Source organism: Caulobacter sp. SLTY (assembly GCF_009905535.1).
Classification (GTDB): domain Bacteria; phylum Pseudomonadota; class Alphaproteobacteria; order Caulobacterales; family Caulobacteraceae; genus Caulobacter.
The window spans coordinates 25793-37929 of record NZ_JAAALA010000029.1; the positions used below are offsets into that span (position 1 = coordinate 25793).

Sequence of the window (12137 nt, forward strand, 5' to 3'; positions counted from 1 at the left end):
GACGATGCGCGCGGCGGGTCTACGCCGCACGAGCCGTCCTCACAACCCTTCAAACGCGGGAACGGTTGCTCACGGCTTGGGAACCGGCGGCGCCCCGGACGGCAGCGGCGCATCGGGCGTCAGGGTGAAGCCGGCGACATCCTCGATCACCATCCGGCGCTGATTGTCGCGGATCAGCAGGTGATAGCCCTTGGCATAGAAGGCCGAGCGATTGCCGGCCGGCAGCCGCGACGCCGCCTGGCGGGAGGGCGCCTCGGGGATCACCCCATCGTTGGCCCCGTAGAGGTAGGCGGTGGGGACCTTGACCCCGCCAATCTCCTTCCAGGCCGCCTCCATCAGGTCGACAAGGCCGGAGATGGTGTCGGGCCGCGCGCCCCAGATCATCAGCCGGTCGCGGCCCATGGCGCGCAGTTCGTCGATGTTGTCGGACGGCTTGACCGCGTCGGCCAGCCAAGCCGGCGGCTGCACCGCCTTGCCGGGGCTGACGCGGGCGGTGATCCACAGCACCGTCTTGTAAGGCAGGGGCTGGCTGGACCAGCCCCATACCGCCGGGGCCAGCAGAACCAGCCGTTCGGCGGACGGGGCGCGGGCCCCGGCGAAGGCGCAGATGGCCACGGCCCCACCCATGCTCTCCCCGACCACGGTGACCGGCACACCGGGATGGCGGGCCTTCACCAGGTCGACGAAGACCCGCAGATCCTCGGTCATCAGTTCGCGCCCGGCCCAGATGCCACGCCCTACCGAGCGGCCGAAGCCGCGCTGATCGAAGGCATAGGTGGCGATCCCCTGCTCCGCCCAGATCGGCGCAGCCAGGTGGAAGGCGTTGGCGTAGTCGTTCATGCCGTGCAGGCCGACGATGATCGCCCGCAGGGGCGCGGTCTCTCGCCAGACGGTCAGGCCGAGGCGGGCGCCGTCGAAGCTGACGAAATCGGTCTCGCCAAGACTCGGGCCGCTGAACCCTGCCAGGGGCGTCAGCGGCGACTGCACCAGCATTGGAGCGCAGCCGCCGAGGGCGGTGAGCGAGAGCAGGAAAGCCCGACGTTTCATCCGCCCAGAATGTCCGACACGCGATGGCGAAGGAAAGGCGTTACTTCGTCCTCGAACCAGGGATTGCGCTTCAGCCAGGCGGTGTTGCGCCAGGACGGATGCGGCATGGGCAGGTACCGGGGCAGGTAGTCGCGCCAGGCCCGCACCGTCTCGGTCATATTGGCCTTTGCGCGGTCGCCCAGGGCCCACGCCTGGGCATAGCCGCCGACCAGCAGGGTGAGCTCGACATTCGGCAGGGCGGCAAGGAGCTGTGGCCGCCACAGGGCGGCGCAGCGGGGCGGCGGCGGGTAGTCGCCCCCCTTTGGATTGGTCCCCGGAAAGCAGAAGGCCATGGCGGCGACGCCGATCTCCGGCCGGTCGTAGAAGGTGGCGCGATCGATGCCCATCCAGGCGCGCAACCGCTCTCCGGAGGGATCGGTGAACGGCACGCCGCTCTCATGCACCCGACGACCGGGCGCCTGGCCGCAGATCAGCAGACGGGTCTGGCTGGAGACCCAGGTCACCGGCCTTGGCGTATGCGGCAGCTCCCCGGCGCAGGCGCGGCAGGCGGCGATGTCAGCGAGGATGGCGTCGAGGCTCATCCCCGCCTAACGCGCTCAGCCACCGAACATCGCGCTTTCGCGGGCCACCATCTCGGCGAACGAGGGCCGGGCCAGCATGGCCTCGGACCAGGCCATGGTCTTGGGCCAGCGGGTCAGGTCGAACTTAAGGTGGCGGAGGTTGGCGAAGGGGCTGGCCACCGCCAGGTCGGCCAGGGACAGGCTGTCGCCGACCAGATAGCCGCCTGGCGCCGGGACCAGACTTTCCAGGTAGTCGAGAACCGGCACGATCGCCGTCTCGCTCTTCATGGCCGCCTCCTCGTCGCTCGGCATGCCGAGCAGCGGGGCCACGACGCGGTTGAAGAACATCGGCCCGGCCGCGTTGACCAGGATGGTGTCGGCGAACTCCTCAAACCAGATGACCCTGGCCCGGTCTTTGGCTTCGGCGGGGATCAGCGCCGGTTGCGGTTTGATGGCTTCGAAATAGTGGACGATGGCGCTGGAGTCGCAGACGGTGAAGTCGCCGTCCCGCAGGGCCGGAATCTTTCGGAAGGGGCTGACGGCGTCGAATTCCGGGTCCGGCTTGCCGAAGCGGGTCGGCTTGCTTTCGACCGCGATGCCCTTCTCGGCCGCGGCCGCCAGCGCCTTACGCACGAAGGGAGACAGGGTGCCGCCGTATACGATCACAGTGCGTTTCCTTTGACTATTCGCTTTGCGGCAGTCGTATCCGATAGACGCCCTTGAAGCTATCGGGATCAGCGGGCTTGTTATGGCGCAGGATGACCACCTGGCCCTGCCGCGCCATGCCGACGGCGGTGGAGCGCACCTGGCCCAGGATCCGCTGCCAGCGCTCGGGCTGCAGTTGCTTGGCCACCTGGGCCGGGTCGATGCTTTTGCCGGCGGGCTGCTCGGCCAGGATTGAGAGGATGGCGTCTTCGATCGGGGAGGTCATCGGCCGATTTCCATGGGAACTCCAAAGTCGAACCGGGCCCAGGCGCGGTCGGCGGTAAGAATGGGCATGCGACGATCCTGAGCCAAGGCAATGCACAGTCGATCGCCCATCGACAGGTTGGCCGAGCGGCCGAGCCGTTGATAGATCAAGGCGGCCCCGAGGGCATGTTCGGCCGTCACCGGGGCGACTTCCAAGCCGAATCCGCGCAGTTCCGACTCGAAGAAGACCGGGTCTTCGCCGCGCTCCGCCAGAAGGCTGAGGACTTCCGCCAGGTTGGCGGCGCCGATCACCGCACCGGGAAGTCGCGCCGCGAGCGTGTCGGCGCCCCGTTCGTTGAGCAGGACGGCAAGCACCGCGGAAGAATCGAGGACGATCATTCGCCCCAGAGCCGCGACCGCTCTGCGATGAACCGGTCAACCTCGCCCGCCTTGGCCTCTTCGCCGCCGAACGCCTTGATCGCCCGGGCCTGTAGGCGTTTGAGCCGGTCCTGGTCCAAGGGGGGTCGGGGGTTGTCGTTCAAGGCCTCGAGCAAGGACCTCGCCTCCGCCTCCATCGAGCGCCGGTTTTCGGCCGCGCGGCGACGTAGTGCGTCGTGGGCTTGGTCGCTGAGGTTTCGGATGGTCAGGGTTGCCATGCCAGCAACGTAAGCAATGATAGCAATGCTGTCAAAGCGCCTAGTACGGATACGCCTCGTACAACTCCCATTTCCCGTTGCGCCAAGCCAGAAGGGCGCTCGACAGCATGGGCTCGTCAAACTCGCCGGGCTCCTCGACCATCTTCCGGCCGATCAGCTTGAGGTCGCGCAGGGAATCACGCCGCCCCTCGAACCCTATGAGGAGAGTGTTCCGGCCAGTTACAAGAACCACGGGCACGCCCACGCCCGTCTTTTCCAGCGTCGCCCAAAAGTCGTCGACGACCAGCAGGCTGGAGGCCGATCCGCCCGGCGTGGTGATCAGCACCAGATCGCCGATTTCCTCGCCTTCGGGTTTGCCGATCAGGCCGGGGGTGTTGGCCAGAGCGATATTCCAAGCCCGGTCGAGTGAGCCCAGCTTGTCGACCACGTCCTGCTGCATCGAATAGGAATACACGTCCGGCCGGTCGGCGGCGATGATCGCCACAAGGCCGCCGGGCAGAGGGCGATATGCCAGACCGCCCTTGTCCGGCGCCTGTACCTGCTCGGCGAGGAGCGCTTCGTAGGACTCGATGAACTCCATCGACCGAACCAGGACGATGGCGTTGCCGGCGGTCAAAGCAGAACCCTCGACTTCGACCAGGGCGGTCGCCACCCGCACGAAGCGCGCCACCGTTTCGTCCAGAAACTCGGGATTGGCGCGGTACTCGCGATAGGCATTGTCGAGATACTGGGTCTTCTCCACACCGTCCGGGCCGGTGATCTTCAACTCAAGATCAGAGACCACCACCACCTTCGTCTCCGGCGCGGCGCGGGCCAGCTCGGCGAGGTAGTAGTCGAGGAACTCCTTCTTGCTCAGCGGGTCTTCCGCCGCCGCCATCCCCGCTGACAATAAGCCGGCGGCCAGGACAAACACCGCCGCAATTCGCAAAATCCAGGATCGCATCGCCGCCCCGTCGCCGCTATCTAGCCCGCAACGAGAGGATCATACGCAATGGACGGCAGTAACGAAATGCAGGGCGGGCCGCGCCTGGTCACCGAGGGCGACTTCGCCGGCTGGCGCACCTGGCCGGGCGACCCCTTCGAGAGCCAGTCGGGGCCCTTCTACTTCCGCGAGGAGGCGGACGGGACCATCCGCTGCGCCTTCCGGGCAGAGGCCAAGCATATGAACGGCGGTGGCTTCATGCACGGCGGCTGCGTGTTGACCTTCGCCGACTTCTGCCTGTTCGCCATCGCGGCCAAGGAACTGGAGGGCGGTCATTCGGTGACGGTCAGCCTCGGCGGAGAGTTCGTCGGCACCGCCCATGTCGGCGACCTGATCGAATGCACCGGCGAGGTGGTCAAGGCCGGCAAATCGATGGTCTTCGTGCGCGGCCTGATCTCCACCGGCGGCGAGCCCATGATGCCCTTCTCGGGCGTGGTCAAGCGGGTGGCCCGCAGACTCTAGAGAAGCTGAACGCCACATGAAAAAAGCTTCATGCCGCATGACATGTCGTTAAGTTGAAATCACACCTGTGTTCTCCCACCTAAGTCCTCGGACAAACGGGAGATCCTGCCATGAGGAAACTGTTCCTCATTTTCTGTTCCTCGCTGGTGCTCAGCACCGCCCTGGCCGTCACGGCTCTGTCGGACGCGCGCGACACCGGGCTGTACGCGACCCTGTCGCGCGACGTCTGATACTTGCCTAGCCCGCCGCGCGCGGGCAGGACTGGCGGTGCATGACCCTGCCGCTGTCCATCCTCGACCTGTCGACAATCCAGTCCGGCTCGACCCCGGCGGAGGCCATCCGCCGGAGCCTTGATCTGGCGCGCGCGGCGGACGAGCTGGGGTATCGGCGCTACTGGGTTGCGGAGCATCACTCGACGGCCTCTCACGCGGGCACGGCGCCGGAAATCCTGATCGCCGCGCTGACCCAGGCGACCAGCCGCATCCGGCTGGGCTCCGGCGGGGTGCTGCTGGCCAACTACAGCCCGCTGAAGGTGGCCGAGCAGTTCATGACCCTGGAGGCGCTGGCGCCGGGGCGGATCGACCTGGGCATCGGCCGTTCGGTCGGCGGCGACGAGCGCACCGGCCAGGCCCTGCGCACCGCCGGGCTACAGGCCTTCCCCAGCTTTTTTCCATTGTTGCAGGCCTTCCTGCTCGACGCCGGCGGGCGTCAACCCTTCCCGCTCGGCCACCCGCTGAAGGGCGTCCAGGCGCAGCCCTGGGGCCCCACACACCCGGACCTGTTCGTCCTCTGCTCCTCGGCCCGCAGCGCGGCCATCGCCGGACAGCTGGGTGTCGGCATGGTCTATGCCGAGTTCCTCAGCGGCCAGGGTTCGACCGAGGCTATCTCGGCCTATCGCGCCGCCTTCCGCCCGTCCCTGTTCCGCCGCGCGCCCCACGCAGCCACGGCCATCGCCGTTTTCGCCGCCGACACGACGGAGGACGCCCGACGGCTGGACGCCCCTCGCCGCGCCTGGGTGGTGGGTGAGGCCGAAGGCCTGCTGGAGGTCTTCCCCTCGGTCGAGGCGGCGGAGGCCCGGCTGGCCGACAAGGCCGGCCATTCGGCCATCGCGGCGGCCGAGGCGCGGGCCTTGGTCGGAGATGGCCCGACCGTGCGCGCCGGCCTGGCCGCCAAGCTGGCGGAGACCGGGGCCGACGAGTTGTTCGTCATCGCGGCGGGACCGAGCCTGGACGATCAGGTCCGGTCGCTTGAGCTGATGATCGCCGCCTAGGCCTTCACCCCGGCCGCCGCCGCCGGACGGGCCATCATTGCCTCGTACCAACGCCTGGCGTGGGTCAGGTCCTCGGGGATCGAGAACTTGGCCATGCGGGAGAAGTCGATCGCCGTGGCCGCGACGATGTCGGCCATGGTGATCCGGTCCCCGGCGATGAATTCGCTCTCCGCCAGCCGGCGGTCGAACACCTTCATCGCCCGCTCGCCGCCGCGATGGTTGCTCTCGGCGATCTCTGGGATCTGCTTTTCCAGGGCCGCCAGGGCCGGGTGACTGTGGCGCACGGCCAGCATCAGGGGCGTGGCCAGCATCATTTCCGCCCGGCGCAGCCACATTTCGATGACGGCGGCTTCCTTGGCGTCGCGGCCGAACATGTTGGGCTCGGGATAGACGCTTTCCAGGTACCGGCAGATGGCCACCGACTCGGTGATCGTCGTCTGGTCGTCGATCTCCAGCGCCGGCACATTGGCCAGGCCCGCCTTGGCCAGGTATTCCGGCGCCCGGTGCTCGCCCTTGAAGACGTCGAGGTTGACGATCTCGACCTCGTGGTCGCCCTTCTCGGCCAGGAACCAGCGCACGCGGCGCGGATTGGGCGCGCGGAAGCTATCGTAGAGTTTCAAGGCTTGGTCTCCCCGGTCAGGTTTTCGGCGCCTCGGCGGGCGTCGTTTCGGTCTTGGTCGGTGCGGGCGCCGGGGCCGGCTCAGCCGGCGGGGCGGCAACAGGCGCGGGCGCGGCAGCCACCGGCGCGTCGGCCCCGATGCCGAACAGCTCGCGCGGCATGGCCCCCACCACACTGGCGGTCATGCAGGTAGCCAGGAAGCCGGCCAGCAGGGCCTTCCAGACCATGCCGATCACCTCCGCCCGCCGCTCGGGCATCAGCACGCCCAGGCCCGAGACGGTGATCCCCACCGAACCCACGTTGGCGAAGCCGCATAGGGCATAGGTCATGATCATCCGGGCCCGCTCGCTCATCTCCCCGGCTGGGATGCGGCCCAGCTCGATAAAGCCGATGAACTCGGTCAGCATCAGCTTGACCCCCAGCAGCCAACCGGCCTTGCTCGCTTCCTCCCAACTGATCCCCATCGACCAGGCCAAGGGCGAGAAGACGATGCCCAGGACCCGCTCGATGGTCACGGGCGCGCCGGCGATGTCGGGCAGCAGGCCCAGCACAAGGTTGGCGATGGCCACCAGGGCCACGAAAACGATCAGGATGGCGCTGATGTTCAGCACCACCATCAGCCCGTCGGCCACCCCCTTGGAGATGGCGTCGATGGAGCTCTCGTAGCGCAGCAGCGAGGTGTAGTCGGCGGTGACGCCCTGCACCCCCTTGGCCTCAGGGATGACCACTCTTGCCAGCAGCACCCCGGCCGGCGCCGACACCACCGAGGCGACCAGCACATGGGCCGCCGCGTTGGGCAGACTGTCCTTCAGAACCAGCGCATAGGCGACCATGGTCGAGCCGGCCACGGTGGCTAGGCCGACGACCATCATCAGGAAGAGTTCGGAGCGGGTCAGCTTGTCGAGGTAGGCGCGGATGATGATCGGAGTCTCGACCATGCCGACGAAGATGTTGGCAGCGGTGGCCGTGGCGGATGCGCCGCCCATGCCCATCACCTTTTCGAACAGGAAGCCGAAACCCCGGATGATCCACTTGAGGATCCCCCAGTGCCACAGCAGAGCTGACAGCGCCGAGATCACCAGGATCAGCGGCAGCACCTGGAAGGCGAACACGAAGCCGGCGTTGGGGTTGGTCACCGGGTAAGGGGAATCGCCACCCCCCAGATAGCCGAACACGAACTGCGTGCCCTTGGCCGTGCCGGCGGCCAACCCATCGACCGCCTGGCTGATCCCCAGCACCACGCCCTGTAGCGCCGGGACCCCGAACAGCAGAAAGATCAGCCCGACCTGAACCAGCAGGGCCCCGATCGCCAGCCGCCAGGGAAATTCGCGCCGGTTCTCCGACACCAGCCAGCAGAGCAGCACGGTCAGCGCCAGGCCGACCAGGCTCTGGGCATTCTCCAGTCGGAACATCTCAACCCTCCGGCCGCCCGACTCCCCGCCGGAGGGCGCGCCTCTGCCGCCTATTGACGACGAATGCCCATCCCGAAGCAAGGCGGCGCTAGGGCGCGCATGACTGTTGCCCGATCCGGGTCGGAATGACATCGTTCGCCCACACCTTTGGGGGCCTCGTTCCATGACACGTCTTGCCGCGCTTCTCGCCGCGCCCGCAGCGATGCTGCTCATCGCGGCGGCGGCGCCCGAATGGCCCAACAAGGAGGACATTCCGATCCCGGGCCCGGTCAGCGTGGGTCTGGCTGGCAGCGGAGAGGTCGACACCACCCGCTACTTCCTGGCCCAGGGTCCGACCAGCGGCCAGTTGTCCCCCGACGGCCGCTGGGTAGCCTACATCAGCAAGGTGACCGGCCAGCCGCAGATCTGGATCGTGGATGCGGTGAACGGCGGGGCGCCCAGACAGCTGACCTATGGCCTGGGCGTCGATGGCGCGGTGTGGACCCCGGACGGAAAGGCGCTGGTCTACGGCGCCGACCGCGGCGGCAACGAGCGCTATGGATACTACTCGGTTACCCCCGACGGCCTGCGCGAGCGCGTGGTTCTGCCTCAGAGCGAAGCGTTCACGGCCTTCGGCAACTTCACCCCGGACAGCCGCCGGATCATCTACGCCACCACCCAGCGCAACGGCCGCGAGTTCGACTTCTATTCGGCGGACGTCGAGGGCGGCGGCAGCAAGCTGCTGATGCAGGGCCGGATGGGCCTTTACCCCGCCAGCGTCCAGCCAGGCGGCCGGCTGCTGATCGCCGTCGAGGCCCGGGGCGAGGCTGGTCGGGACGTCAGCCTGATCGACCTTTCCGCCGGTACCGAGAAGACGCTCTTCAAGCCGGCCGAGGCGTCGGACTATGGCGACTTCGCATGGATCCCGGACGGCAAGGGCTTCTACCTCACGACCAATGAGGACCGCGAGTTCACCGCCCTCGCCCACCACGACCTGGCCTCGGGTCAGACGAAGGTCATCGAGGCGCCCAAGGCCGACGTCGTCAGGGCTGCCCTCAGCGCCGACGGCCGCTACCTGGTCTGGGCCACCGACGAGGGCGGTTTCCACACCCTCTACGGGCGCGACCTGAAGACCGGCAAGGCGCTGAAGGTCCCGCCGATGCAGCCGGGCAACTATGGGCTCAGCTTCGCCAAGGCGACGCCGGTGCTCGCCATCACGGTGAGCGGCCCGGCCACGCCCGGTGAGGTCTGGCGCTGGGATATCGCGAGCGGCAAGGCGGCCATGGTCGTGGGGCCGGATGCGGCGGGCCTAGACCTCTCGGCGATGGCGATCCCGACCGTGGTCAAGTTCAAGGCCCGCGACGGCGTCCCGCTGAGCGGGCTGCTCTACATGCCCAAGAGCGCCAAGGGTAAGGTTCCGGTCTATCTGAGCCTGCACGGCGGCCCGACCAGCCATGCCCGCGCCGACTGGGCGCCGGAGATTCAGAACCTGGTCGCCAATGGCTATGCGGTGCTCGACTTCAACTATCGCGGCTCAACAGGATCCGGAAAATCGCTGACGACCCTCAACGACAAGCGGCTGCGCGTCAACGAACTGGGCGACCTGATCGACGCTGTGGGCTGGATCAAGCAGCAGCCCAATCTCGACGGATCACGGGTGGCGGTCGGCGGCATATCTTACGGAGGCTACCTGACCAACGCCGTGATGGGCGCCTATCCTGGCGTGTTCGTGGCGGGGGTCAGCGAAGTGGGTGTCGCCGATTGGGTCCGCAATCTGCAGGATGCTTCGCCACAGCTAAAGGCGTCTGACCGCCTGGAGTACGGCGACATCGACAATCCCGATGACCGGGCCTTCTTTGCCTCCATTTCGCCGATCAACAACGCCGGCAAGATCCGCGACCCCCTGCTGCTGCAGGCCGGCGCCAACGATCCGCGCAACGGGGCCGGCGAACACGACGAATTCGTCACCGCGATCCGCAAAGCGGGTGGCAAGGTCATCTATCGGCGCTACGGCGACGAGGGCCATGTGCTGACCAACCTGCCTAACATCATCGACTACAACCGCGCCAAGGCTGCCTTCTTGAAGCAGCACTTCGACGCCGAAAAGTGACGCGGGCGTCACTGGGTTGAACCGGTCGCGACGGCGAGCCAAACTCCCTTTAGAGGCGCGCGACAGACGCGCCCGTCGGGAACACCAGGGGGGACCATCATGCCTGAACTCACCCGCCGCGGCCTGCTGGCCGCTTCCGCCGGCGCGGCCGCGCTGGCCGCCTGCAAACCCGCCGCCGAGACCAAGGCCGCCACGGGACCGTGGACGCCGGATGCGACCGCCCTGGCCGCCCAGGTGCGGGACAAGCAGATTTCCGCCGCTGAGCTGATGGAAGCGACGCTCCGCAAGGCCGAGGCGCTGCAGCCCAAGCTGAACTTTCTGGTCGCTACCGATTTCGACCGCGCTCTGGAGAAGGCAAAAGCCGGCGGGCAGACCGGGCCGTTCGCCGGGGTGCCCTTCCTGGTCAAGGATCTCGACGACGCCAAGGGCATGGCCACCCGCCATGGCGCCCGCTGGACCGCCGCCATGCCTCCGGCCGCCAAGCAGGATGTCTATGTCGACAGCTTCGAGCGCGCCGGCCTTATCTTCTTCGGCAAGTCGGCAACGCCGGAATACGGCTTCCTGCCGACCACCGAGCCGCTGGCCTTCGCCCCGACCCGCAACCCCTGGGACACCAACCGCTCGAGCGGCGGTTCCTCCGGCGGCGCCGCGGCGGCCGTGGCGGCCGGGGTCATCCCCATTGCCCACGCCAGCGACGGGGGCGGCTCAATCCGGATCCCGGCCAGCTGCTGCGGCCTCTTTGGGCTGAAGCCCTCCCGCGGGCGGATGATCGACCCCAATCCCGGCAAGTCGGCGGTAGACATCAGCGTCAACCATGCGGTCAGCCGCTCGGTGCGGGATTCCGCCGCCCTGTTCGCCGCCACCGAGCGCGCCGATGGCCCCTACCCTGCCGTCGGAATGGTCACCGCGCCGCTGAACCGCAAGCTGAAGGTCGGACTGCTGCTCAAGAGCGGCAACGGCAAGGACCCCGGCCCCGACGTCGCGGCCGCCATCGATCACACAGCCAAGCTGCTGGAGAGCCTCGGCCACACGGTTGAGCCGACGACCTGGCCGGTCGACAGCGCCCGGTTCGGCCAGGACTTCCTGGTCCTCTGGTCTGCCGGCGCCGCCCAGTTGGTCGAGGGGATCGCCAAGGCCACCGGCAAGACCCCGGACGAAACGATGCTGGAGCCCTTCTCCCTCCGCATGGCCCGGCTGATCGCCGGCCTTCCGCCCGGCGCGCTCGAGGCGGTGATCGGCCGCCTTGAGACGAATGTGCGCCAGTACGACAGCTGGTTCGACACGTACGACGTGGTGCTGTCGCCAGTGCTGACCAATCCGCCGGTCGAGCTCGGCTTCGTGGATGGCGACGTGCCCTTTGAGGAACTGTCCGCCCGCCTGACCGACTACGTCGGCTACACCCCGCTACAGAACGTCGCCGGCGCGCCGTCGATGAGCGTGCCCCTTCATTGGACTAAAGCCGGTCTGCCGGTGGGCAGCCAGATCTGCGCCCGCGCCGGGCAGGAAAAGCTGCTGTTCGAGCTGGCCTATCAGCTGGAGGCGGCTGAGCCCTGGGCCGGCCGCAAGCCGCCGGTCAGCGCTTAAAGGTCAGCGCGTGCTCAGCAGGCGCCGCCGTTCCGCGCCCGGATGTCCTTGAGGATCGCCTCGACCACCTCGAAGTCGATCTTCTTGGGATTCTTGTAGCGGATGCATCCCTTGCCGCAGTCGACACTGGGTACGGCCAGCTGGTCCTTGAAGGTTTGGATCGCTGTCTCGCCCGCATAGAAGGCGATGTGCTGTTTCTGGTTATTGAAGGCGACCCCGACCACGGGGTCGCCGGGCGGGCCGTAGGCCGGCATGCCGTATTCCATCCGCTCTTCCCAGCCGCTCAGGTTGGCCAGAAACAGTGCGCGCATCTTCTCGATGTAGGGCAGCCGATCGGGACCGACCTCCTTCATGAAGTCATCGACGGTGGCGGCGGCAGACTGGACCATGCGGGGGCTCCTCTGGAAAAAGGTTATGGGGCTCGCCCACAGTTCGTCTACCCCCCTCCCCGTCATCCTAGGCCTTGTGCCTAGGATCCAGGGTTCAGCCGCCGCTAGCTCCTGCCGTGGAGGCGCCGCCGCGCCTCCACCCCAGCCGTAAGTGCGGC

Annotated in this window: 14 protein-coding genes; 4 read left to right on the forward strand and 10 right to left on the reverse strand. The window is 67.7% G+C overall.

Features of this window, described 5'->3' with window-relative positions:
* Positions 1–69 precede the first annotated feature (69 nt).
* The 7 genes from GVN21_RS15685 to GVN21_RS15715 all read right to left on the reverse strand — a co-directional run bounded on the left by GVN21_RS15685 (position 70) and on the right by GVN21_RS15715 (position 4085).
* The gene (locus GVN21_RS15685; protein ID WP_166575676.1) at positions 70–1047 is read right to left on the reverse strand and encodes an alpha/beta hydrolase; all 978 of its coding nucleotides are present in this window, start codon (positions 1045–1047) and stop codon (positions 70–72) included.
* The gene (locus tag GVN21_RS15690; RefSeq protein WP_166575677.1) at positions 1044–1628 is read right to left on the reverse strand and encodes a uracil-DNA glycosylase family protein; all 585 of its coding nucleotides are present in this window, start codon (positions 1626–1628) and stop codon (positions 1044–1046) included. The genes GVN21_RS15685 and GVN21_RS15690 overlap by 4 nt, the downstream gene beginning before the upstream one ends.
* Positions 1629–1643: 15 nt before the next feature.
* The gene (locus tag GVN21_RS15695; RefSeq protein ID WP_166575678.1) at positions 1644–2273 is read right to left on the reverse strand and encodes a glutathione S-transferase family protein; all 630 of its coding nucleotides are present in this window, start codon (positions 2271–2273) and stop codon (positions 1644–1646) included.
* Between the two features lie 16 nt (positions 2274–2289).
* The gene (locus GVN21_RS15700) at positions 2290–2538 is read right to left on the reverse strand and encodes a DUF3253 domain-containing protein (RefSeq protein ID WP_166575679.1); all 249 of its coding nucleotides are present in this window, start codon (positions 2536–2538) and stop codon (positions 2290–2292) included.
* Entirely contained in the window at positions 2535–2915 is a 381-nt protein-coding gene (locus GVN21_RS15705; RefSeq protein ID WP_166575680.1) for a type II toxin-antitoxin system VapC family toxin, read from the reverse strand. Before GVN21_RS15705 ends, GVN21_RS15700 begins: the two co-directional genes overlap by 4 nt.
* Positions 2912–3070: a hypothetical protein gene (locus GVN21_RS15710; protein WP_166575681.1), complete on the reverse strand. Its 159-nt coding sequence runs from the start codon at positions 3068–3070 to the stop codon at positions 2912–2914. Before GVN21_RS15710 ends, GVN21_RS15705 begins: the two co-directional genes overlap by 4 nt.
* A gap of 142 nt (positions 3071–3212) precedes the next feature.
* Positions 3213–4085, reverse strand: coding sequence for a hypothetical protein (locus GVN21_RS15715; protein ID WP_166575682.1), 873 nt, complete (start codon positions 4083–4085; stop codon positions 3213–3215).
* A 78-nt stretch (positions 4086–4163) separates the two neighbouring features.
* On the opposite strand from GVN21_RS15715, the gene GVN21_RS15720 reads away from it, so the two are divergent.
* Complete coding sequence (locus GVN21_RS15720) at positions 4164–4616, forward strand: PaaI family thioesterase (RefSeq protein WP_166575683.1); 453 nt, start codon at positions 4164–4166, stop codon at positions 4614–4616.
* 271 nt (positions 4617–4887) lie between these two features.
* Positions 4888–5886, forward strand: a complete 999-nt coding sequence (locus GVN21_RS15725; protein ID WP_166575684.1) for an MsnO8 family LLM class oxidoreductase — start codon at positions 4888–4890, stop codon at positions 5884–5886.
* Here GVN21_RS15725 and GVN21_RS15730 read toward each other — a convergent pair.
* On the reverse strand, positions 5883–6506 hold the full coding sequence (locus GVN21_RS15730; RefSeq protein ID WP_166575685.1) for a glutathione S-transferase: 624 nt from the start codon (positions 6504–6506) through the stop codon (positions 5883–5885). The genes GVN21_RS15725 and GVN21_RS15730 overlap by 4 nt on opposite strands.
* A 16-nt stretch (positions 6507–6522) precedes the next feature.
* On the reverse strand, positions 6523–7917 hold the full coding sequence (locus GVN21_RS15735; protein WP_166575686.1) for a nucleoside transporter C-terminal domain-containing protein: 1395 nt from the start codon (positions 7915–7917) through the stop codon (positions 6523–6525).
* 163 nt (positions 7918–8080) lie between these two features.
* Between GVN21_RS15735 and GVN21_RS15740 the strand changes: the two genes are divergently transcribed.
* Complete coding sequence (locus GVN21_RS15740) at positions 8081–10006, forward strand: alpha/beta fold hydrolase (RefSeq protein WP_166575687.1); 1926 nt, start codon at positions 8081–8083, stop codon at positions 10004–10006.
* A 99-nt stretch (positions 10007–10105) separates the two neighbouring features.
* Positions 10106–11590 (forward strand): amidase, encoded by a 1485-nt coding sequence (locus tag GVN21_RS15745; protein ID WP_166575688.1) that lies wholly within the window; start codon positions 10106–10108, stop codon positions 11588–11590.
* Between the two features lie 14 nt (positions 11591–11604).
* On the opposite strand, the gene GVN21_RS15750 is transcribed toward GVN21_RS15745, so the two are convergent.
* A complete protein-coding gene (locus GVN21_RS15750; RefSeq protein WP_166575689.1) occupies positions 11605–11979 on the reverse strand; it encodes a DUF1801 domain-containing protein in 375 nt (124 codons plus the stop codon).
* Positions 11980–12137: the final 158 nt, after the last annotated feature.